The organism is Enterobacter cloacae complex sp. IR5412 (genome assembly GCF_049237385.1).
Classification (GTDB): domain Bacteria; phylum Pseudomonadota; class Gammaproteobacteria; order Enterobacterales; family Enterobacteriaceae; genus Enterobacter; species Enterobacter intestinihominis.
In genome coordinates, this window is the sequence record NZ_JBMKHQ010000015.1 from 82,064 (window position 1) to 103,124 (window position 21,061).

The 21,061-nt window shown below is 54.2% G+C and carries 22 protein-coding genes; 16 read left to right on the forward strand and 6 right to left on the reverse strand.

Annotated elements, in window-relative coordinates:
- Positions 1-48 precede the first annotated feature (48 nt).
- Positions 49-1,773, reverse strand: a complete 1,725-nt coding sequence (locus ACOTX2_RS20940) for a lysophospholipid acyltransferase family protein (protein ID WP_032624780.1) — start codon at positions 1,771-1,773, stop codon at positions 49-51.
- A 125-nt stretch (positions 1,774-1,898) separates the two neighbouring features.
- Positions 1,899-2,873, reverse strand: coding sequence for a porphobilinogen synthase (hemB, locus tag ACOTX2_RS20945; protein ID WP_003859169.1), 975 nt, complete (start codon positions 2,871-2,873; stop codon positions 1,899-1,901).
- Between the two features lie 452 nt (positions 2,874-3,325).
- On the opposite strand from hemB, the gene ACOTX2_RS20950 reads away from it, so the two are divergent.
- Positions 3,326-6,100, forward strand: coding sequence for an autotransporter outer membrane beta-barrel domain-containing protein (locus tag ACOTX2_RS20950; protein ID WP_063148329.1), 2,775 nt, complete (start codon positions 3,326-3,328; stop codon positions 6,098-6,100).
- Between the two features lie 87 nt (positions 6,101-6,187).
- A complete protein-coding gene (locus tag ACOTX2_RS20955; RefSeq protein ID WP_022647199.1) occupies positions 6,188-6,814 on the forward strand; it encodes a helix-turn-helix domain-containing protein in 627 nt (208 codons plus the stop codon).
- 2 nt (positions 6,815-6,816) lie between these two features.
- On the opposite strand, the gene ampH is transcribed toward ACOTX2_RS20955, so the two are convergent.
- Positions 6,817-7,977 carry a D-alanyl-D-alanine-carboxypeptidase/endopeptidase AmpH gene (gene ampH / locus ACOTX2_RS20960; protein WP_063148330.1) on the reverse strand — a complete coding sequence of 387 codons (1,161 nt, stop codon included), beginning with the start codon at positions 7,975-7,977 and terminating at the stop codon, positions 6,817-6,819.
- A 204-nt stretch (positions 7,978-8,181) separates the two neighbouring features.
- Between ampH and ACOTX2_RS20965 the strand changes: the two genes are divergently transcribed.
- The 3 genes from ACOTX2_RS20965 to ACOTX2_RS20975 all read left to right on the forward strand — a co-directional run bounded on the left by ACOTX2_RS20965 (position 8,182) and on the right by ACOTX2_RS20975 (position 11,160).
- Positions 8,182-8,715 (forward strand): isochorismatase family protein, encoded by a 534-nt coding sequence (locus ACOTX2_RS20965; protein WP_023299419.1) that lies wholly within the window; start codon positions 8,182-8,184, stop codon positions 8,713-8,715.
- Positions 8,716-8,829: 114 nt separating this feature from the next.
- Positions 8,830-10,050 (forward strand): peptide antibiotic transporter SbmA, encoded by a 1,221-nt coding sequence (gene sbmA, locus ACOTX2_RS20970; RefSeq protein WP_063148331.1) that lies wholly within the window; start codon positions 8,830-8,832, stop codon positions 10,048-10,050.
- 12 nt (positions 10,051-10,062) lie between these two features.
- A complete protein-coding gene (locus ACOTX2_RS20975) occupies positions 10,063-11,160 on the forward strand; it encodes a DUF1615 domain-containing protein (RefSeq protein ID WP_063148332.1) in 1,098 nt (365 codons plus the stop codon).
- Here the strand turns inward: ACOTX2_RS20975 and ACOTX2_RS20980 are convergent, their stop codons facing one another.
- Positions 11,161-11,463, reverse strand: a complete 303-nt coding sequence (locus ACOTX2_RS20980; protein ID WP_063148333.1) for a DUF2755 family protein — start codon at positions 11,461-11,463, stop codon at positions 11,161-11,163.
- A 248-nt stretch (positions 11,464-11,711) separates the two neighbouring features.
- Here ACOTX2_RS20980 and ACOTX2_RS20985 point away from each other — a divergent pair, with 248 nt between their 5' ends.
- A complete protein-coding gene (locus ACOTX2_RS20985) occupies positions 11,712-11,930 on the forward strand; it encodes a DUF2754 domain-containing protein (RefSeq protein WP_022647204.1) in 219 nt (72 codons plus the stop codon).
- Positions 11,931-11,933: 3 nt separating this feature from the next.
- Here ACOTX2_RS20985 and ddlA read toward each other — a convergent pair whose 3' ends face one another.
- Complete coding sequence (gene ddlA / locus ACOTX2_RS20990) at positions 11,934-13,031, reverse strand: D-alanine--D-alanine ligase (RefSeq protein ID WP_063150959.1); 1,098 nt, start codon at positions 13,029-13,031, stop codon at positions 11,934-11,936.
- Positions 13,032-13,135: 104 nt separating this feature from the next.
- Here ddlA and ACOTX2_RS20995 point away from each other — a divergent pair, with 104 nt between their 5' ends.
- The 5 genes from ACOTX2_RS20995 to adrA all read left to right on the forward strand — a co-directional run bounded on the left by ACOTX2_RS20995 (position 13,136) and on the right by adrA (position 17,492).
- On the forward strand, positions 13,136-13,819 hold the full coding sequence (locus ACOTX2_RS20995) for an extensin family protein (protein WP_063843898.1): 684 nt from the start codon (positions 13,136-13,138) through the stop codon (positions 13,817-13,819).
- 169 nt (positions 13,820-13,988) lie between these two features.
- Positions 13,989-15,212: a multidrug efflux MFS transporter gene (locus tag ACOTX2_RS21000; RefSeq protein WP_023299423.1), complete on the forward strand. Its 1,224-nt coding sequence runs from the start codon at positions 13,989-13,991 to the stop codon at positions 15,210-15,212.
- 199 nt (positions 15,213-15,411) lie between these two features.
- Entirely contained in the window at positions 15,412-15,672 is a 261-nt protein-coding gene (gene iraP, locus ACOTX2_RS21005) for an anti-adapter protein IraP (protein ID WP_003859148.1), read from the forward strand.
- A gap of 293 nt (positions 15,673-15,965) precedes the next feature.
- Positions 15,966-16,286: a phosphate starvation-inducible protein PsiF gene (gene psiF / locus ACOTX2_RS21010; RefSeq protein ID WP_022647208.1), complete on the forward strand. Its 321-nt coding sequence runs from the start codon at positions 15,966-15,968 to the stop codon at positions 16,284-16,286.
- A gap of 102 nt (positions 16,287-16,388) precedes the next feature.
- Positions 16,389-17,492: a diguanylate cyclase AdrA gene (adrA, locus tag ACOTX2_RS21015; RefSeq protein ID WP_023305562.1), complete on the forward strand. Its 1,104-nt coding sequence runs from the start codon at positions 16,389-16,391 to the stop codon at positions 17,490-17,492.
- Between the two features lie 16 nt (positions 17,493-17,508).
- Here adrA and proC read toward each other — a convergent pair whose 3' ends face one another.
- Entirely contained in the window at positions 17,509-18,318 is an 810-nt protein-coding gene (proC, locus tag ACOTX2_RS21020) for a pyrroline-5-carboxylate reductase (RefSeq protein WP_038415461.1), read from the reverse strand.
- A gap of 97 nt (positions 18,319-18,415) precedes the next feature.
- Between proC and ACOTX2_RS21025 the strand changes: the two genes are divergently transcribed.
- From ACOTX2_RS21025 to ppnP, 5 genes are all read left to right on the forward strand, one after another.
- Positions 18,416-18,874 (forward strand): YaiI/YqxD family protein, encoded by a 459-nt coding sequence (locus ACOTX2_RS21025; protein WP_022647211.1) that lies wholly within the window; start codon positions 18,416-18,418, stop codon positions 18,872-18,874.
- 144 nt (positions 18,875-19,018) lie between these two features.
- Entirely contained in the window at positions 19,019-19,543 is a 525-nt protein-coding gene (aroL, locus tag ACOTX2_RS21030; protein WP_022647212.1) for a shikimate kinase AroL, read from the forward strand.
- Positions 19,544-19,587: 44 nt separating this feature from the next.
- Positions 19,588-19,779: a protein YaiA gene (gene yaiA, locus ACOTX2_RS21035; protein WP_023305565.1), complete on the forward strand. Its 192-nt coding sequence runs from the start codon at positions 19,588-19,590 to the stop codon at positions 19,777-19,779.
- Positions 19,780-20,015: 236 nt separating this feature from the next.
- Positions 20,016-20,693 (forward strand): AroM family protein, encoded by a 678-nt coding sequence (locus tag ACOTX2_RS21040; RefSeq protein ID WP_003859133.1) that lies wholly within the window; start codon positions 20,016-20,018, stop codon positions 20,691-20,693.
- 71 nt (positions 20,694-20,764) lie between these two features.
- Entirely contained in the window at positions 20,765-21,052 is a 288-nt protein-coding gene (gene ppnP, locus ACOTX2_RS21045; protein WP_003859131.1) for a pyrimidine/purine nucleoside phosphorylase, read from the forward strand.
- Positions 21,053-21,061: the final 9 nt, after the last annotated feature.

Below are 21,061 nucleotides of genomic sequence, written 5' to 3' on the forward strand. Positions count from 1 at the left end.
CCCAAAGGGGCGAGGGGACTGACCGGTGGGGTTTTCACCCTCTCCCTTTTAGGGAGAGGGCAGGGGTGAGGGTATTAAGTGCGCCTCTATATACCGCTGATAGCGGTTCGCCTTCAGATAACACAGATCCACCAGCACCAGCCCGTCGATACAGTTATTGAACGCCGGATCGCTGCCGAAATCGATAAACTGCACGCCGCCTGGCTCGCATAGCTCGGAATATTGTTTATAAAGCGGCGGAATACCGCAGCCCAGATTGCCGAGCAGGGATTTGAGCTTTGTCAGGTCATCCACGTAATCCACCCCGCTAAATTGCGCCAGCACGTCCGGGAGTGACGCCGGGTAGGGTTGACGCGAGGCGGCTAACGGGTGGCTGGCCGGAAACCAGAGACGATAAAACGCGACCAGCAGATCCCGGGCGGCAGGCGGTAAGCCGCCGGAGATGGACACCGGACCAAACAGGTAACGGTAATGTGGATAGCGCGCCAGATAGGCGCCAATGCCTGACCACAGGTAGTCCAGACCGCGACGTCCCCAGTAGCGCGGCTGTATAAAGCTGCGCCCCAGCTCAATGCCGTGCTCCAGTATGTCCTGCATTTTTTCGTCGTAGTGGAACAGGCTGTAACTGTACAATCCCTCGACGCCGCACTTTTCCACCTGCATGGCCGTTGGCATAAAGCGGTACGCGCCGACAATCTCGAGGTCATCATCATCCCACAGAATAAGGTGCAGATAGTCATCATCGTAGCTGTCGGTATCCCGGCGTTTTCCGCTGCCTTCCTCCACGGCGCGAAAGGCAATCTCGCGCAGTCGCCCCAGCTCGCGCAGCAGAGGCGCCTCTTCCTGCCCGTTGCGCTGCCACAAATAGATGGTTTTACCATCGCTGGTTTTGCCCAGACATTCGGCCTGCGCCAGCTCCCGCTTCAGCGTGGCCCTGTCTTCCGGGCGGGCAATGGCGCACTGGGTTTTAAAGACGCCAGGCAATCCCTTGCCAAGTCGTATCACGTGCTGACGGCACTGCTCGGCCATCTCACGCGATGAAAGGGTAGAGCTAAACCGATCATTCCAGGCAATCTGCTGGCCGATTTTAATCGGCAGCTGGCTGTGACGGCGGCGAAACATCTGTTGCATCAGCAGCAGCAGGGATACCGTCGGCGATACCAGGGTGCTGGCATAAAACAGCAGGCTGTTGTGGGCCTGAATATGTACCGGTAGCAGCGGTACCCGTAGTTTGCTGGCCAGCTTGATAAAGCCCGGATGCCACTTTTTATCGCGGATGCCTTTACGCGTTGGGCGGGAGACTTCGCCCGCCGGGAAGAAGATCAGCACGCCGGCGTTTTGCAGGTGCTGCTCCATCTGCACCAGAGATGCTTTTGCGGTTCTGCCGCCCATATTGTCCACGGGGATAAACAACGAGCTGAGGGGCTCAAGGTGAGACAGCATCCGGTTGGTGACAACCTTGACGTCCCGGCGCACGCGCGAAACGGCGTACAGTAGCGCCAGCCCATCCAGGGTGCCCGTCGGGTGGTTCGCTATCACAATGAGTGGGCCGTGTTCGGGGATTTGTTCGAGGTCTCGGGCGGAAATGGTGCAGAGAATATCAAGGTGTTCCAGAACCTGCTCTACCATATCCAGCCCTTTCAGGTGACGGTGGCTGGCGGCAAACTGCTGAAATTCGTCTTCGTGGAGCAGTCTTTTTAACAGACTTTTTTGCCAGGGTGCGGGCCTCGCCTGAGGCCAAAGGTCATCAAGAACGCTGTCGAGACTAAACATTGATCACTCCTCCTGCCGTCTTGCCCAGACAGTAGAAGGAGGAGATGTCGGTTGTATTGCAGTTTGGTGAAGATTCGCGCAGAAAGTAGGCCGGGTATGGCGAAGCCACCCGGCGCTAAAGCGGATTAACGCAGAATTTTCTTCTCAGCCAGATCCAGCGCGAAGTAGCTGAAGATCAGATCCGCGCCCGCGCGTTTGATCGCCCCCAGGCTTTCGAGGATCACTTTCTCTTCGTCGATGGCACCCGCCTGCGCGGCGAATTTGATCATCGCGTACTCGCCGCTCACCTGGTATGCGCCCAGAGGCAGTTCGGTGCGTTCGCGAATGTCGCGCAGGATATCCAGATACGCGCCGGCCGGTTTCACCATCAGACAGTCTGCGCCCTGTGCTTCATCGAGCAGAGATTCACGAATCGCTTCGCGGCGGTTCAGCGGGTTCATCTGATAGGTTTTACGATCGCCTTTCAGCGCCGTGCCCGCTGCTTCACGGAACGGGCCGTAGAAGGAGGAGGCGAATTTGGTGGAGTAGGACATGATGGCGGTGTCGGTAAAGCCTGCCGCATCCAGCGCATGACGAATAGCCTGAACCTGACCATCCATTGCCGCAGAAGGTGCAATAAAATCCGCACCCGCGGCGGCGGCAACCACCGCCTGTTTGCCCAGATTCAGCAGGGTCGCATCGTTGTCCACGCCGTGATCGCACAGCACACCGCAGTGGCCATGAGAGGTGTATTCGCAGAAGCAGGTATCGGACATGACGATCATCTCCGGCACACTCTCTTTGCAGATGCGCGACATGCGTGCCACGAGGCCGTCTTCTTTCCATGCATCACTGCCGGTTGCGTCAGTGTGGTGGGAGATACCGAACGTCATCACCGAGCGGATGCCCGCATTCGCAATGCGTTCGATCTCGCGGGCCAGATGCTTTTCAGGAATGCGCATCACGCCCGGCATCGCGTCGATGGCTTTGTAGTCATCGATCTCTTCTTCAACAAAAATCGGCAACACCAGATCGTTTAAGGTCAGTGTTGTCTCTTCAAACATGGCGCGCAGTGCGGGTGACTTGCGCAGGCGACGGGGACGAGCAATTAAATCGGTCATGGTATGCCTGATGTTTGTGGAACAAAGAGGCTTAGTGTACCTGAAAGCGGAGAGTGGTGTTTTACTAAAGTTGTCTTTTAGATTTTCGAAATCGATTAATATACGCTACATGTATTTTGTATATATTATAAATCTTATTATGGTGTCCAGAGTGGTATGTGATATTGGTGAGGCTTCTATATTGGTTTGGGATTATAAATATAAATGATTTATTGCTTTTCATTATATGTGTCGAAGCAACTAAAGTAGTTTGCAATCAGTTGAATTTATAATATTTATTCATAATGATTGATATTGCCCTGGGTTTATAAGCTTATTTGTCTGAATACGGACTTAATGGAATCATTCATTGAACCTTTTCGAAGTGAAACTGCATAATTCCTTCCGCAATTAAACGTTGCCAAATGATTTGATGGACAAACTTGCTTACGTCCCTGAGGAGGGATGACCCAATGCAAACATGGAAAAAGAAACTGGTTGTATCACAACTTGCATTAGCCTGCACACTGGCTATCGCTTCTCAGGCCAATGCGAAAGATATATCCGGCACGACATATAATACTTTTGGATATGACAATACTGCGTCCACGCCCTGGTATTATGGTTATGCTGACTGGGATTATTCAGATGCCACACATGATGGTGACATTTATCCAGTCATCAATAAATCAACCGTAAACGGAGTTATTTCGACATACTATCTGGATGATGGTGTCAATGGCCGTGCGAACGCGTTGAGTATTTCTAACAGCACCATTAACGGCATGATCACGTCAGAGTGTATGACCACGACGTGTGCAGAAGGCGTGGATACTGACGGCACTACGCATACCCAGTACGATCGTTTTAGCCTGACTGTTGATAACTCCACCATCAACGATACCTACGAGCATTATGCGTATGATGTCGTTAATGGCGATACCACTGAAACGCATTATCTGGACACCTATGGTCTGGGTAACGCCATCACCCTGGATGTTGAGTCTGATATCGTTATTCAGAACAATTCCCACATCGCGGGCATCACGCTGACGCAGGGTTATCAGGAGCTTGATAACACGCCATACGACGGTGTTGAAGGCGTTGCTAACAGCAGCAATATCTTTACCGATACGCTGGTGGTGAAAGACTCTGTGCTGACCTCTGGCGCATACAGCGATCTGGGCACCAGCGGCTTCTACGGTCAAACGGCGAAGCCGAGCGACTACGGTGAAACCAACGCCACGGCTGCGGATGATGCGGCGCTGATCGTTGCTGCCAGTGCGTCTGATAACGCCATGCAGACCACCGCTACCTTCGATCACTCTACCGTTACGGGTGACATTCTTTTCTCCAGCACCTTTGATAACAACTTCTACGAGAATGGCGATCCGGCAACGGATACCACAGAAGATGGCGTCTATAACCCAACCACCAACGGCTGGGATGGTACCGATAAACTGGATGTCACGCTGACCAACGGCAGTAAGTGGGTGGGTGCAGCGCAGTCCAGCGTTGAAGCTATCGGCACTGCGCAGATGTATGGCCAGGGCTACAGCAACGTAGACTGGCACGCATTGTCCCCGAATAGCATCTGGCCTGATTCTACCTTTGACAGCAACGGTCACGTTGCCGGTGAAGAGGTGTATCAGAGCGGCCTGTTCAACGTGGCGCTGGATAACGGTTCCGAGTGGGATACCCGCAAGATCTCCAACATCGATGCACTGACGGTGAACAACCAGTCTCAGGTCAATGTTGAAAACTCCGGCCTGCTGGCAGATTCCATCACCCTGACCAATGCTTCAACCTTGAATATTGGCGACAGCGGTGCCGTGGCAACCGACAGTCTGTATCTGGATAGCTACAGCCGTGCGGCACTGACTGAAGAGACGGCAGAACTGTATGCCAACAACATTACTGTAGACAACGGTGCAGAGCTGGCGCTGGGTCTGGGTCAGGTTGATACGCACAATATGGTGCTGACCGATGGCGGTGTGCTCAACGTTGCCAGCCGCGATTATGTGCTGAACAGCGACCTGAACAACGCACGCTATATCACCAACGATAGCCATAAAGCGGACTACGACTATGGTGTTGTCGCGCTGAACTCTGACGGCCATCTGGCGGTGAACGGTGACGTTGCCGGTAACTATAAAGTGCGCATCGACGATGCGACCGGTGCAGGCTCCGTAGCTGACTACAAAAACAAAGAGATCATTCGCGTCTATGACAATAACGCGGATACCGCTGCCAGCTTTACTGCGGCAAACAAAGCTGATTTAGGTGCATACACCTATCAAGCGCAGCAGAAGGGTGACACCGTTGTTCTCCAGCAGGAAGAGCTGACTGACTACGCCAACATGGCGCTGAGCATTCCTTCTGCTAATACCAACATCTGGAATCTGCAACAGGATACCGTGGGTACCCGTCTGACCAACAGCCGTCATGGCCTGGCAGATAACGGCGGCGCATGGGTGAGCTATTTTGGCGGCAACTTTGACGCGGATAATGGCACCGTTAGCTACGATCAGGACGTAAGCGGCATTATGGTGGGTCTGGATACTCAGATCGACGGTAATAACGCGAAGTGGATTGTCGGTGGTGCGGCTGGTTTCGCGAAGGGTGATATCAGCGATCGTACTGGTCAGGTCGATCAGGACAGCCAGACTGCGATGATCTACGCGTCGGCGAAGTTCATGAACGACATCTTCCTCGACAGCTCCATGAGCTACACCCGCTTCAACAACGACCTCTCTGCTACCATGAGCAACGGTCAGTATGTTGACGGTAATACCACGACTGACGCCGTTGGTTTCGGGATGAAACTGGGCTATGACTGGAAACCAAACCTGTCTGGCTACGTCACGCCTTACGCGGCGATCTCTGGCCTGTTCCAGTCCGGTGATGACTATCAGTTAAGCAACGACATGCGTATCGATGGCCAGTCTTACGACAGTATGCGTTATGAGCTCGGCGTGGATGCAGGTTATACCTTCAACTACGGTGGCGAGCAGGCATTAACCCCTTACTTCAAGCTGGCTTACGTGTATGACGATGCCGACAACAATGCTGATATCAACAATGACAGCATTGACAACGGCGTGGAAGGCTCTGCGGTTCGCGTGGGACTGGGCACTCAGTTCAGCTTCACGAAAAACTTCAGTGCTTACACTGATGCGACTTATCTGGGCGGCGGCGACGTTGACCAGAACTGGGGAGCAAACCTGGGTGTGAAATATACCTGGTAAGAAAAAACGCGGGGGATTTTGCCCCCGCTTTTTTATGTGCTTTAAAAATAATAAAGAACCGACATATACAGATGACTTGAGGTATGCATGAACGTTAATGCGAAACCACTTTCTGAATTAAGCCGGCTCATAAAGTGTCTGGAAGTCGCCGGTACCCCATTTAAAACGGAACCACAACAATTTATAACTACCGGCAATAATGATGATGAACCATTGACATTTGTAATACAATCCGGCCTGACAGTCGTTCACCGTAAATCAGATGAATTACTCGTGGGTATTGCACGGGCACCCTATATTCATGGATTAAGTGCATGGATTAATGACAGCTATCTTGAATATTCCCTGATGGCACAAACACCTTGTACCGGATTTTATTTGCCAGCCTCTACTGCATGCGAAATTATTCAAGAAGCACAACTCTGGCAAGAAGCGTTCTGCTGGCTTTCATGGCTAAATCATTTACTGGGAAAACGTGATATCCAGCTGGTCGGAAATAATTCGTATAGCCAAATTCGGGCGATGCTAATCAATATGGCCGAGTGGGATGACACGCTACGCTCAAAAATTGGTGTGATGAATCATATTCAGCGTAGCACGCGTATATCACGTTCGGTGGTTGCGGAGGTTCTGGCGGCGCTACGTCAGGGGAACTACATCAATATGAGCCGGGGCAAACTGATCAGTATCAACCGTTTGCCCACGGACTATTAAGCTCAGTTAGCGGCCGTAAGTACCTGCGCTTTATTGGCGCTCAGCTCGGCTACAAGGTTATTTACGCCATCACTCATATTCACGAAGCGGGTGTTCGGTGACCGGGTGACCACCACAAAAGCGCCCACGTTTGATTGCGGAATCATCGCCATGTAGGTGATGAATCCGCCACCCCCACCGGTTTTTTGAATAATACCCGGGCGACCATCTTTTGGCGCCATATATACCCAGCCCATGCCGAGGGCATCGGCTTTACCGGGAACATCCATACCAATGACGCGACGTAACTGAGCACGCTGGTAGATGAGCGTCTGCATTCGGTCGGCCTGATTACTGCGCGCGTAAAAATCCGATGAGAGGAACTGTTGCATCCAGCGCATCATGTCGCCAGGCGTAGAGTAAACCCCACCGCTGCCAATGGCTGCCAGCGTGTTATTACACGGGCTGGCCCCTTTTTCCGCCACCATCAGACGCTTGCACTGGTCCGGGGAGGGGGTGTAAGTAGTATCTTTCATCCCGAGCGGACGCGTGATTTGCTCTTCAAACAGCTGAGGGTAAGGCTTACCTGATGCCGTTGCTAACGCGTCGGCCAGCAGATCAAACGCCAGGTTAGAATAGCCAGCCTGAGAACCCGGAGCCGATTTCAGCGTTGCGGTGCTCAGGTAATTCCAGCGTTGTTCGCGAGTTGGCCAGACAAAGACAGGGCGATGCGCAGCGCCACCGGGCTGTTCTCGCGGCAGGGCGCTGGTATGGGTCGCCAGGTTCACCAGCCTGATCGGCGTTCCCTGATATGTCGGAACGCGAGCGCCGGGTGGCGCATATTTGCTGAGCGGATCGTCGAGTTTTACCACGCCCTGATCGAGCGATTTCACCAGCATTTCGCTGGTCATCAGCTTAGTTATCGACGCGACACGGATAACGGAATCCAGCTGCGGGCGAACGTTATTTCCCGGTCGTGTTTCACCGAAGCTGCGAAACACCCGCTGGTTACCGTCGATCACGACCAGCGCCATTCCCGTCGCACCACTGCCGTAATAAATAAGGTTCGCATAGCGATCGGCAATGTCAGAGGCCAGAACCGGTGCCGTCAGAGGCTGTGCTGCCTGGGCGGTGGACAGGCTCACCGCACACAGCGCGGCGAAAGAGAGCAGACAACGTTTCAACGAAAAGCATCCATCCAGTGAATAAGGAGAGTTACGGGTAGTTATACTACTAATCGGCGTCGGGCAATCGTCCGATTTGCATAACGATAGCGAGAAAAACGTAACCGTGGGTAAATTTGCACAATTTACTTACGGCCAGACTCCCATTTTGTGACATCGGGCTTATGATAGTCACCAGTTACATTCATTATTGCGGAGAACGGTATGTCTGAAAAGCGTGTGGTTTTGGTGGTTGATATGCAGAATGGGGTGTTTAAGACGCCGCGCCATCAGAGTGAGAAATGTGTCTCACTGATCAATCAGCTTACCCAGGCTGCTGAGGCCGTTATTTTCATACAGCATACTGAAGCTGGCGGGCTAGAGGAGGGGAGCGAAGGGTTTGCATTGCTGCCCGATCTCAACCAGCCGGCAGGGGCGTTTTACGTCACGAAGACCGCTTGCGATGCCTTCTATAACACTTCGCTCGAGGCACTGTTGCGCGAACAGGGGATCGATGAATTTGTTATCTGCGGCTGCGCGACGGATTATTGTGTCGATGCCACCTTTAAAAACGGTGTCAGCCGGGGCTACCACATCACGGTTGCGGAGGATGCCCACACCACGGCCAATCGTCCAGCGGCCGATGCCCAGGTTCTGATCGCGCACTATAACGATGTCTGGCGTAACTTCATCGCTCCTGCCAACCCGCCTTCGGTGAAACGCACCGAAACAATTCTTGAAAACTGGAAAGCGAACTAATAATTCACCCGCAGGTCTGACTTTTTTGCCTGAGCCGAGAGGCTGGCCCAGGCAAGGTTTCGTGTGGCGATATGTTAAACACAGCAACAGCCATAACAACAAGAAGGAAGCACAATGTTTAAGTCTTTTTTCCCAAAGCCGGGGCCCTTTTTCCTGTCGGCATTTATTTGGGCACTGCTGGCTGTCATTTTCTGGCAGGCCGGTGGCGGCGCGTGGCTGACCCGTCTTACGGGGGCAACGGGCGACATTCCCATTAGCGCTGCGCGCTTCTGGTCCATGAGCTATCTGCTTTTCTACGCCTATTACATGCTCTGCGTGGGGCTTTTTGGCATGTTCTGGTTTATCTATTCGCCTCACCGCTGGCAATACTGGTCGATTCTCGGCACGTCGTTAATCATCTTTGTCACCTGGTTCCTGGTGGAAGTGGGCGTGGCGGTCAACGCCTGGTATGCGCCGTTTTACGATCTGATCCAGACGGCGCTGAGTTCGCCGCATAAAGTGACCATTAACCAGTTCTACCATGAGGTGGGGATCTTCCTCGGCATCGCCCTCATCGCCGTGGTGATCGGCGTGATGAATAACTTTTTCGTCAGTCACTATGTGTTCCGCTGGCGTACCGCGATGAACGAACACTATATGGCGCACTGGCAGCACCTGCGTCATATCGAAGGTGCCGCACAGCGTGTGCAGGAAGACACCATGCGTTTTGCCTCTACACTCGAAGATATGGGCGTGAGCTTTATTAATGCCATCATGACGCTGATCGCCTTCCTGCCGGTGCTGGTGACGCTCTCATCCCACGTTCCGGAACTGCCGATTGTCGGCCATCTGCCGTACGGCCTGGTCATTGCCGCGATTGTCTGGTCGCTGATGGGAACGGGACTGCTGGCAGTGGTGGGGATCAAGCTGCCGGGGCTGGAATTTAAAAACCAGCGCGTGGAAGCGGCCTACCGTAAAGAGCTGGTGTATGGTGAAGACGATCCCAACCGTGCGTCACCGCCTACCGTGCGTGAGCTGTTTGGCGCCGTACGTCGTAATTACTTCCGCCTCTATTTCCATTACATGTATTTCAATATCGCGCGCATCCTTTATCTTCAGGTTGATAACGTTTTCGGGTTGTTCCTGCTGTTCCCGTCCATCGTTGCGGGTACGATTACGCTCGGTCTGATGACCCAGATCACCAACGTTTTTGGTCAGGTTCGCGGTTCGTTCCAGTACCTGATTAGCTCCTGGACTACGCTGGTGGAGCTGATGTCCATCTACAAACGTTTACGCAGTTTCGAGCGTGAGCTGGACGATAAGGATTTGCAGGAAGTCACCCATACATTAGGTTAAAAAGGAATTGCTATGCCATTTGCCGTACCACGTGCATTACCGCTGACGTTACTCGCCGCCGTCGTGCTGGCGGGCTGTGCCGAGAAAGGGGCCGCCCCGCTCAAAGAAGGGGAGAAGCCCGTTGATGTGGCGAGCGTGGTGCGGCAAAAAATGCCCGTCAGCGTGAAGGATCGCAGTGAGTGGGCTGATGCGCTGGCAACGACCTTCAAAAGTCAGAAGATCGCGCCTACCGAGGAGAACATCTGCTCGGTGCTGGCGGTGGCGCAGCAGGAATCGATGTATCAGTCAGATCCTGTTGTGCCTGGCCTGAACAAAATCGCCTGGAAGGAGATCGACCGCCGGGCCGAATCGATGCATATCCCGGTTTTCCTGGTACATACCGCCCTTAAAATCACCTCGCCAAACGGGAAAAGCTACAGCGAACGGCTGGATACGGTGAAAACCGAGAGGCAGCTCAGCGCCATTTTCGATGATTTCATCAATATGGTTCCGATGGGGCAGAAGCTGTTTGGCTCGCTGAATCCGGTACATACCGGCGGTCCGATGCAGGTAAGCATCGCATTTGCGGAAAAGCATACCGACGGCTATCCGTGGGATATCGACGGTACGGTGCGTCAGGAAGTCTTCTCCCTGCGCGGTGGGCTATGGTTTGGGACGTATCACCTGCTGAATTATCCGGCCAGCTACGATAAACCGCTGTATCGTTTTGCCGACTTTAACGCGGGCTGGTATGCCAGCCGAAATGCAGCCTTCCAGAATGCGGTAAGCCGCGCCAGCGGTGTGAAGCTCGCTTTGGATGGCGATCTCATTGCATACGGCAGCAGCGAGGCAGGGTCCACCGAACGGGCAGTGCGAAAACTTTCGACGAAACTGGAGATGAGCAACAGTGACATTCGCCGACAGCTGGAGAAGGGTGACAGCCTGGCGTTTGAGAAAACGGATCTGTATAAGCAGGTTTTCGCGCTTGCAGAGAAGAAAAGTGGAAAGGCGCTACCCAGAGCCATTCTGCCAGGCATTCAGCTTGAAAGCCCGAAGATCACGCGTAACCTGACGACCGCATGGTTCGCAAAACGCGTGGACGATCGTCGGGCTCGCTGTATGGGACTGTAATCAGTGGCGGTTGCGCCAGCGCAGCACGAGCGCAATCACGCCCAGAACCATGCTGCCCGCGAGGAAGGGAATGAGCCCGAATACGGTGCTCACGCCTAAACCGATTTCAACGCGCGGGCGGCCGGTATCCTGCACCTGCATCAGATGCTCATACACGCCAGGGGCATGCACCAGCATATTCAGCAGTTGGGTTCCTGCCCAGAAACAAAACAGAACAAACAGGGCATAGGCAATATTCCCCGTCGTGGAGGTTTTTGGTTGTTTTCCGCCAAAAATCGGTTTCGACAATGTAAAGTCTGCCATAAGACCTCCCGAAAATATCACTCTGTTTTAATACGCGTCGTACAGGGTGAGTGTGACAGGTCATAGCATTTGTCAATATCAGAATCGTGGGAAATTCGGCTCAGGATTTCTCCTGGATTGTCGATTTCTGCATCACGTCACAAATTGATAACATAAGTGAAACTACGCTGCTTTTCAGAATTTACGTATCCGCCACAGACGGCTTTATCAAACTGTGAGAGGATAGTTTTTTTTCTGCCGGAGTTGTCATGAAGCTCACTTCCAAACTACGCCGTGACTGGCATTACTACGCCTTTGCGATCGGGCTGATCTTTATACTCAACGGTGTTGTCGGGCTGCTGGGATTTGAAGCGAAGGGCTGGCAAACCTATGCGGTTGGGCTGGTGACCTGGGTAATCAGTTTCTGGCTGGCGGGATTCATTATCCGCCGTCGTCCCGATGAGACGACGGCAGAGAAAGCCGACTAACCGTCAGTTAACAGAGCTTTTCAGGGCGCTGTCAGCGGCGTGACGCTCCAGCGCCAGTTCAATCAGGCGGGTGATCAGTTCCGGATAGCTTATTCCGCTGGCCTGCCACAATTTCGGGTACATGCTGATATTGGTAAAGCCCGGCAGGGTGTTGATTTCGTTAATCACTACCTCGTTATCCGCCGTCAGAAACACATCGACGCGCGCCATCCCACTGCATCCCAGCGCCTGATAGGCTTCAACGGCGATCGCCCGGATCTTGTCGTTAACGTCAGGATCGAGCGCGGCGGGAACCACAACCTGGGCACCTTTGTCGTCAATATATTTGGTGTCGTAGGAGTAGAAGCCGCTATTCAGCACCACTTCACCACAGGTACTCGCCTGCGGGAAGTCGTTACCCAGTACGGCGCACTCAATTTCGCGCCCGTTAATTCCCTGCTCAACCACCACCTTGTGGTCAAACTCAAAGGCCAGACGAACGGCATCGTTAAACTGTGCTTCGCTGGTGACTTTGCTGACGCCGACGGACGAGCCCTGATTCGCCGGTTTCACGAACAGCGGCAGGCCGAGTTGCGCCTGGATCTGCGCGAAGCTGTGTTTATCGCGGTTGGCGCGAGTGAGCGTGACGAACGGTGCAATATTCAGACCGGCGTCGCGCAGCAGACGTTTAGTGACGTCTTTATCCATGCAGGCGGCAGAACCCAGCACATCGGAGCCGACAAACGGCAGGTTCGCCATCCGCAACATGCCTTGCAGGGAGCCGTCTTCGCCCAGCGTGCCGTGAACGATAGGGAACACCACGTCAATCTGTGCCAGCGCCTGCGCGTTACCGGCATCGATAAGCTGTCCCTGTGCCACGCCTGGAACCGTTGCGACGCTGATATCAGAAGGATTAAGGGCGATGTGCGCCGGATCGTCAGCGTGCAACAGATACTGGCTGGCATCGTTAACATGCCACTGGCCCTGTTTATCAATGCCCAGCAGCACCACGTCAAAACGGCTTTTATCAATCGCATCAACGATATTTTTAGCCGATTGCAATGACACCTCGTGCTCTGATGATTTTCCCCCAAAGACAATACCTACGCGCTGCTTTGCCATCTCACTCTCTTCCAGTCTGACGAAAAGCCAATAACATACCACGATGCCCGGCGGGTTTCGCGGCCTTCTGCCATAATGTTATGAGGGATGTTGAAGGGGGGCGCGTGAAAGGAAAAGGTCTGCTTATTCTTATTGTTATTGCCGGGATCGCCACGGTGGGCTACCGCTGGTTGCCGCCGCATTACAACCCTTTCGTGCCGCTTACGCTTGACGATCCGCCTGGAAAAATAACCCAGTTTAAACTCCGGCACTTAACGCCGCAGGCGTGCGAAAACCTGTTAGCGCAGGCGAATCAACGCCAGCTTATCCGTACCCAGGCGGTCGCTGACAGCGCCGGGGAGTGTCCGCTGAGTAACGTGGTGCGCGTGCGCGATTTTGGCCCGGTCAGCCTGAACGGCAGCTTTATTGCCAGTTGCCCGCTGGCGTTAAGCTCGGCGCTGTTTGTCAGCCAGCAGGCCCGGCCGCTCACCAAAACCTGGACCGGAAGCGAGCTTACGCGTATTGAACATCTGGGCAGCTTCGCCTGCCGCAATATCTACAGCCGCCCGGATGCGCGGCGCAGCGAACATGCCACGGCGGATGCGCTGGATATCAGCGCTTTCAGGCTGGCAAACGGACAGCGTGTTACCGTCCTCAAAGGCTGGAAAGCGGAAAAGACGCAGCCCTGGCTACAGGCGCTGCTGTCGGCAAGCTGCGGCTATTACGGTAACGGTCTGGGGCCGGACTACAATGCCGCCCATGCCAACCATTTCCATCTGGGAATGCGCGGCTATGGCTTATGTCGATGAAGCATAATCTTCCGCCGAAAATTGGATAGATTGTGACTTATCTCACAAATATGATGACTGGGAAGATAAAACACCAAAGTCTGCAAGGCCGCATCTCTGGCGCTATGTCATTGCGCGTAACTTGCTAATCTGTCGGCGAATTCGCCTAAAAATGAAGACTATTTCTGTTATGGAATCCTGGAAAGTTAACCTCATTTCAGTCTGGTTCGGCTGCTTCTTCACCGGACTGGCTATCAGCCAGATATTGCCCTTCCTGCCGCTTTACGTGTCGCAGCTGGGGGTCACTTCCCATGAAGCGCTCTCTATGTGGTCCGGCCTGACGTTCAGCGTGACGTTTCTGGTGTCCGCCATTGTGTCACCGATGTGGGGCAGCCTTGCGGATCGCAAGGGGCGCAAGTTGATGCTGCTCCGCGCCTCGCTGGGGATGGCGATAGCCATTTTGCTCCAGGCCTTCGCCACCAACGTCTGGCAGCTGTTTATTCTGCGGGCGATAATGGGGCTGACCTCCGGGTACATTCCGAATGCCATGGCGCTGGTGGCCTCACAGGTACCGCGCGAGCGGAGCGGCTGGGCACTCAGCACGCTTTCCACGGCCCAGATTAGCGGTGTAATTGGCGGCCCCCTGCTCGGCGGCTTCCTGGCTGACCATGTTGGGCTGCGCGCGGTCTTTATCATTACCGCCATCCTGCTAACGGTCAGCTTTCTGGTCACCCTTTTTCTGATTAAAGAGGGCGGTCGGCCTGTCGTCAGCAAATCAGAACGCCTGAGCGGAAAGGCGGTTTTCGCCTCGCTACCTTATCCTGGCCTGATGATTAGCCTTTTTGTGACAACGATGGTGATCCAGCTCTGTAACGGCTCGGTGGGACCGATTCTGGCGCTGTTTATCAAGTCGATGGCACCGGACAGCAGCAACATTGCTTTTCTGAGCGGGATGATTGCCGCCGTGCCGGGCGTGTCGGCGCTGATGTCCGCTCCGCGTCTGGGGAAACTGGGCGACAGGATCGGTACGGCACGCATTCTGATGGCAACGCTCATCATTGCGGTGATCCTTTTCTTTGCCATGTCGTTCGTCACGACACCGCTTCAGCTCGGGGTGTTGCGCTTCCTGCTTGGCTTCGCGGATGGTGCTATGCTGCCCGCTGTACAGACGCTGCTGGTGAAATATTCCAGTGACCAGGTAACCGGCCGCATTTTTGGCTACAACCAGTCGTTCATGTATTTAGGCAACGTAGCGGGCCCGCTTATTGGCGCCTCGGTCTCGGCGATGGCGGGTTTCCGCTGGGTATTTGCCGCGACGGCGGTGGTGGTGCTTCTTAATATTATTCAACTGGCCTTTGCCTTGCGCCGTCGCCGGCGAATCGCTGAGGCAAAGTCAGCCCGGCAAACACGATAATATATTATTAATTCTTATGATGGCCGCATTTTTATATAACGAAATGCGGCTCCTGTCTTTTAGAAAAACGTTTCGCTTGCGCTCCGAAATATCTTTTTTGGCAGCAATGTCACTTTTGCATAAGATAAAACCAATCCATGCTTTTCATTATTCAGTGAGGGTGTTAATTTCAGGGGAAATCACATAAGGACATAGCACCATGAAAAATCTCATTGCTGAGTTGTTGGTTAAGCTTGCCCAAAAGGAAGAAGAGTCGAAAGAGCTGGTTGCCCAGGTCGAGGCGCTGGAGATCGTTGTGACGGCGCTGCTGCGACAGATGGCAAAACCAGAGCAGGAGGCGTTGATCGACAACGTTGAAGGCGCGCTGGAAAAAGCTCGCCCTGATTCACAGGTGCCTGCAGAGGACGCGGAGCTGCTTCAGCAATACGTAAAGAAGCTTTTAAGGCATCCTCGCAGTTAACCGGCCAGAGGTGAAATGACGTGTCACAGAATTGTCATGCAGGATGCCTGGCGTCGCTCTGTTTTTATTTTTACCCTGTTACCATAGGGAAATTAAAATGAAGCAGAGCACACTTTTCACCGCATTAAACTCGCTCGTAATTACCTCCTCCGTTCCTGCGAAACCGGTTAATAATAATCGCGCTGCGACGGGACTGAAATAACCCTGAATCACGGTGAAAATCATGGCACAGGGTGGTTTTTTTCCCGTAACGAACCAGACTTAACGTGGAACTTCACATAAAGGATGGTGCAATGAAAACAACAATACTGGTTACCCTGCTCTCTGGCCTGTGTCTGATCGCCTCAGCACATGCGGAAGAGAAAACGTTAACGCCCCAGCAGCAGCGCATGACGACCTGTAACCAACAGGCGACCTCGCAAAGTCTGAAAGGGGATGCCCGTAAAACGTATATGAGCGACTGCCTTAAAAATGGTACGACCAAACCGGGTGAAAAAAGCCTGACCCCGCAGCAGCAAAAAATGCGCGAGTGCAATGCCCAGGCGACACAGCAGATGCTGAAAGGCGACGATCGCAGCAAGTTTATGAGCGCGTGCCTGAAAAAACAGGCGTAGTGCTAACGGGTGAGCCACGGCTGTGGCTCACCCAAAATTTCATACTTTCCCCGCTATCCCCCTCTCTATAATTTGGGAAAATGTTTCAGAATATTCCCAAAAATGATGAATGATGAGTTTTACGACAATCACGAGAACATTCGGGAAGCGTGGTATCAGCAGCTTTCTCAGGATGACTCATACCGTTCCGGTCTGCGATTTGCCCGGCGAATACGGCTGGCACGCATCGTTGGTCTGGCGGCGCTGTTTGTTCCGCTTGCCAGCGTTCTGGTGAGTCAGCTTCTTTCTGGCGTCTGGTGGTTGTTATTGGTGGGCTGGGTCTTTGTCTGGCCCCATCTCGCCTGGCAGCTGGCTTTTCGTTCGACCTGCCCCCACAGCGGTGAAATCGTTAATCTGAAAATCGATGCCATCATTGCTGGCGTCTGGATGGGCTTAATAGGGTTCAATGCGCTGCCAACGGCGGCGCTGATCGTGATGATCGGCATGAACATGATGGGATCGGGGGGATGCCGCTTATTTCTGACAGGACTTGCGCTGCTTGCTCTGTCTGCCCTGCTCACCGTGCAATCCACGGGTACTCCTGTGCTATTGACCTCTGAACCGCTGGCGTTGTGGCTGACGCTCCCCGTGCTGGTGGTCTACCCCATGCTGTTTGCCTGGCTCAGCCACCGCACGGCGATCCGGCTGGCAGAGCATAAGCGTCGGCTTGAGCTGATGAGTACCCGCGACGGAATGACCGGCGTGTTCAATCGCCGCCACTGGGAAACGCTGCTGCGGAACGAATTTGAGGCCTGCCGTCGCAGCCATCGACAGGCGACGATACTGCTCATCGATATCGATCACTTCAAGACGATCAACGACACCTGGGGGCATGACGTGGGGGATGAAGCGATTGTTGCCATCACGCGCCAGCTTCAGCTGACCCTGCGCGCAGGCGATTATATTGGCCGCTTCGGGGGAGATGAGTTCGCGGTGATCATGTCCGGCACGCCTGCCGACAATGCGATTGCGGCGATGGCGCGCGTCCATGAAAGGCTGGTCAACATGCCGCTGCACGGAGCACCTATGGCGAGGTTGTGTATCAGCGTTGGGGTTGCCCCCTGGGGGGCGCAGTTCACGCACTATCGTGAATGGCTAAAGGCCGCGGACGTGGCCCTCTATAAAGCCAAAAATGCCGGACGGGGTCGCACCGAAGTGGCCGCCTGACGCCCGGCGTAACGCATCAGGACTTACTCAGCTTCTCTGATTTTTCCATGCATTTTTCCATCGCCTCGATCACGGCGGAGCGGAACCCGCGCTCTTCCAGCACGCGCACGGCTTCAATGGTTGTGCCACCCGGCGAGCACACCATATCTTTCAGTTCGCCCGGATGTTTACCCGTTTCCAGCACCATTTTGGCCGAGCCCATCACCGCCTGCGCTGCAAATTTGTAGGCCTGCGCGCGCGGCATACCGCCAAGTACGGCGGCATCGGCCATGGCTTCGATAAACATAAAGACATACGCCGGGGCAGAACCACTCACGCCGACAACCGGGTGGATCATCGGTTCGGCAATCACTTCCGCTTCGCCGAAGCAGCGGAAAATGTTCAATACATCCGCCACCTCTTCAGAAGTAACCAGCGCGTTCGGGGTAACGGAGGTCATACCGGCATTTACCAGCGACGGGGTGTTTGGCATGGCGCGAACAATCTTACGGTCGTGCCCCAGCGCGCGGGCGAGCTGGTCGAGGGTCACGCCTGCGGCAATCGACACCACCAGGCTCTCTTTGTTCAGGCTGGAGGTGATCTCGCTCAGGACTTTAATCATGATATTCGGCTTAACGGCGCCAAAGACAATGTCCGCCACCTGAGCCACTTCCTGCGCGCTTTCGGCGGCGTTGATACCATACTCATCACGCAGCGCCGCGACTTTATCCGGGGATGGGGTATAGACCCAAATCTGCCCCGGCAGCACCTGGCCGCTGGCTATCAGTCCACCGAGGATAGCTTTACCCATGTTTCCGCAGCCGATAAACCCGATTTTCTTATCCATCACGTCTCTCCGTTATTATGCGTTGTTATCTCTCATTGATAGCTTAACAACGAAATGCAGGCGACAATAGTCGCCAGAATCATAATGGGGAGACACTATGGCGATTTGGGTTGATGCGGACGCGTGTCCGAATGTGATTAAAGAGATTCTATTCCGCGCCGCCGAGCGGGTGCAGATGCCGATGACGCTGGTGGCGAACCAGAATATCCGCGTGCCGCCCTCCAGGTTCATTCGTTCTCTGCGCGTGCCGGCCGGGTTCGACGTGGCAGATAATGAGATAGTACGCCTGTGTGACGCAGGAGATCTGGTGATCACCGCGGATATCCCGCTGGCTGCCGACGTGCTGGCGAAGGGGGCCGCGGCGCTTAACCCGCGCGGCGAGCGCTACTCTCCGGCAACGATCCGGGAGAAGCTCACCATGCGTGATTTTATGGATACCCTGCGTTCCAGCGGCGTGCAAACCGGTGGGCCGGACAGCCTGTCGCAGCGCGATCGCCAGCAGTTTGCCGCCGAGCTGGATAAATGGCTGCTGGAAGTGAAGCGCCGCCCGGCGTAGCCCACCTCCGGGCTGTTTTGTGGTACAGTGTGACTTCCACAGGCTTGTCATTCCGTACCGCTTTGCAGTAAAGTTAGCGCAACATCTTCTGCAATCATTTCTTTACAGCCTTCAGTTATCCGGCAGCAAGGGGAACACCTGGTTATGAACCCACCCATCTTTTTAGTTGGCCCTCGCGGCTGTGGGAAAACCACCGTTGGTCTGGAGCTGGCGCGTCTGTGCCAGAGTCAGTTTGTCGATACTGACCACTGGCTCCAGGAGAATGCCGGTAAGACCATCGCCGATATCGTGGAGAATGAGGGGTGGGAGAGCTTTCGTGCGCGCGAAACGGCCACGCTGGAAGCGGTGACCGCACCGTCGACCGTGATTGCGACCGGTGGAGGCATTATTCTGGCGCCGTATAACCGCCAGTTTATGCGCGAAAAGGGTGTCGTAATCTACCTTTGTGCCCCGGTTTCTACGCTGGTGGGGCGGCTGGAGGCGTTTCCGGAAGAGGGACAGCGCCCGGCGCTGACCGCGAAACCGCTGAGTGAAGAGGTCAGCGACGTCCTCGCCGAACGCGATGCACTGTACCGCGAGGCGGCACACCACGTTGTGGATGCGTCAGCGTCACCCGAGAAAGTTGCGATTCAGATTATTACCGCCCTGCGTTTGGCTTGCGCCAGCTAACAGCCGTCTATACTCATAGCTCAGACATAAAAAAAGGATGAGCTATGCCAACCAGACCTCCCTATCCACGTGAAGCCCGCATCGTTACCGTTGAAAAAGGTAATAGCGATCAGACCGTAACCTGGTACCAGCTGCGTGCCGATCACCCTAAACCTGATTCGCTGATCAGCGAACATGAAACCGAACAGGAAGCGCTGGATGCGAAACGGCGCTATGAGGATCCTGAGAAGTCCTGACAGGAATCCGAATTCGTTACAACCGTGCCTGAATCACACTTTTAACATATCGCTGATGTTAAGCAGCAGTTAATATTTAGTTATTACAGGTGGATTCGGAAAGGCCAGTCGATCTTTACATTACGGTGTAGAGATCCCCTGCTACCCTTGGTGCTGTTTTGTTGAAAAAATGAACAGTGCAGCGTAGTGAGCCTGTACTTGTGTGGCAGTTGTGGTAGTAACGGAAGGCGATCAAAATGAAGGCGACGTTGGCGATCCTCACGATTGGTGTGGTGCCTGTAAGCGAAGTATTACCGCTCTTAACCGAGCATGTCTCTGAACAACAAATTACGCATCTCAGTCTGTTAGGGAAGCTCAGTCGGGAAGAGGTCATGGAAGACTACGCGGTCGGAGAGGGGGAAGATCCCCTGGCAACGTTACTCAGTGACGGTAAACTGGCGCATGTGTCGCGCCAGAAAATCGAGCGCGCGCTACAGGGTGTGATCGAAGTGCTCGACAATCAGGACTATGACGTCATTTTGCTGATGAGCACAGCACCCGTTAAAGGACTCAGCGCGCGTAATGCCATTCTGCTCGAACCGATGCGGATTATCCCCCCGCTGGTGGCGTCAATTGTTGATGGTCATCAGGTGGGCGTGATCGTTCCCGTAGAAGAACTGCTGGATAACCAGACGGTGAAGTGGGCCGCGCTGGAGCACACCCCGTTGTACGCCCTGGCAAACCCGTTCTGGGACAGCGAAGCGAAGCTGATTGCGGCCGGGCAGGAGTTGATCGACAGAGGGGCGGATGTCCTGATGCTGGACTGCCTGGGCTTCCATCAACGGCATCGTGATTTACTGCAAAAGGCGCTGGATGTTCCGGTGCTGCTCTCTAACGTCCTGATGGCGCGCCTGGCGTCAGAATTACTGGTGTAATGATTTTGCGTGACAGGTCATGAGCATGGCCCCTATAGTGGATTTTTCTCTATAAATATAAGGGCCAGTTCATGCTTCAAAGTAACGAATACTTTTCCGGTAAAGTGAAATCCATTGGTTTTACCAGCAGCAGCACTGGCCGCGCCAGTGTCGGCGTCATGGCGGAAGGGGAATACACCTTTGGCACCGCAGAAGCGGAAGAGATGACGGTGGTCAGTGGTGCGCTGAACGTCCTGCTGCCGGGTGAAACGGAGTGGAAAGTCTATAGTGCCGGGCAGGTGTTCAACGTGCCGGGCCACAGCGAGTTCCATTTGCAGGTTGCAGAGCCAACCTCTTATCTGTGCCGCTATCTGAAATAAAAGCATGCC

Excerpts from the sequence above, each read along its gene's own strand:
- adrA (WP_023305562.1), top strand. The coding sequence starts at position 16,389 with ATGATGAATGATGAGTTTTACGACAATCACGAGAACATTCGGGAAGCG.
- ACOTX2_RS20985 (WP_022647204.1), top strand. The coding sequence starts at position 11,712 with ATGAAGCTCACTTCCAAACTACGCCGTGACTGGCATTACTACGCCTTT.
- ACOTX2_RS20980 (WP_063148333.1), bottom strand. The coding sequence starts at position 11,463 with ATGGCAGACTTTACATTGTCGAAACCGATTTTTGGCGGAAAACAACCA.
- ACOTX2_RS20965 (WP_023299419.1), top strand. The coding sequence starts at position 8,182 with ATGTCTGAAAAGCGTGTGGTTTTGGTGGTTGATATGCAGAATGGGGTG.
- ACOTX2_RS21000 (WP_023299423.1), top strand. The coding sequence starts at position 13,989 with ATGGAATCCTGGAAAGTTAACCTCATTTCAGTCTGGTTCGGCTGCTTC.
- aroL (WP_022647212.1), top strand. The coding sequence starts at position 19,019 with ATGAACCCACCCATCTTTTTAGTTGGCCCTCGCGGCTGTGGGAAAACC.
- ppnP (WP_003859131.1), top strand. The coding sequence starts at position 20,765 with ATGCTTCAAAGTAACGAATACTTTTCCGGTAAAGTGAAATCCATTGGT.
- ACOTX2_RS20950 (WP_063148329.1), top strand. The coding sequence starts at position 3,326 with ATGCAAACATGGAAAAAGAAACTGGTTGTATCACAACTTGCATTAGCC.
- sbmA (WP_063148331.1), top strand. The coding sequence starts at position 8,830 with ATGTTTAAGTCTTTTTTCCCAAAGCCGGGGCCCTTTTTCCTGTCGGCA.
- ACOTX2_RS20975 (WP_063148332.1), top strand. The coding sequence starts at position 10,063 with ATGCCATTTGCCGTACCACGTGCATTACCGCTGACGTTACTCGCCGCC.
- ACOTX2_RS20955 (WP_022647199.1), top strand. The coding sequence starts at position 6,188 with ATGAACGTTAATGCGAAACCACTTTCTGAATTAAGCCGGCTCATAAAG.
- psiF (WP_022647208.1), top strand. The coding sequence starts at position 15,966 with ATGAAAACAACAATACTGGTTACCCTGCTCTCTGGCCTGTGTCTGATC.
- yaiA (WP_023305565.1), top strand. The coding sequence starts at position 19,588 with ATGCCAACCAGACCTCCCTATCCACGTGAAGCCCGCATCGTTACCGTT.
- proC (WP_038415461.1), bottom strand. The coding sequence starts at position 18,318 with ATGGATAAGAAAATCGGGTTTATCGGCTGCGGAAACATGGGTAAAGCT.
- ACOTX2_RS20940 (WP_032624780.1), bottom strand. The coding sequence starts at position 1,773 with ATGTTTAGTCTCGACAGCGTTCTTGATGACCTTTGGCCTCAGGCGAGG.
- ACOTX2_RS21025 (WP_022647211.1), top strand. The coding sequence starts at position 18,416 with ATGGCGATTTGGGTTGATGCGGACGCGTGTCCGAATGTGATTAAAGAG.
- hemB (WP_003859169.1), bottom strand. The coding sequence starts at position 2,873 with ATGACCGATTTAATTGCTCGTCCCCGTCGCCTGCGCAAGTCACCCGCA.
- ACOTX2_RS21040 (WP_003859133.1), top strand. The coding sequence starts at position 20,016 with ATGAAGGCGACGTTGGCGATCCTCACGATTGGTGTGGTGCCTGTAAGC.
- iraP (WP_003859148.1), top strand. The coding sequence starts at position 15,412 with ATGAAAAATCTCATTGCTGAGTTGTTGGTTAAGCTTGCCCAAAAGGAA.
- ddlA (WP_063150959.1), bottom strand. The coding sequence starts at position 13,031 with ATGGCAAAGCAGCGCGTAGGTATTGTCTTTGGGGGAAAATCATCAGAG.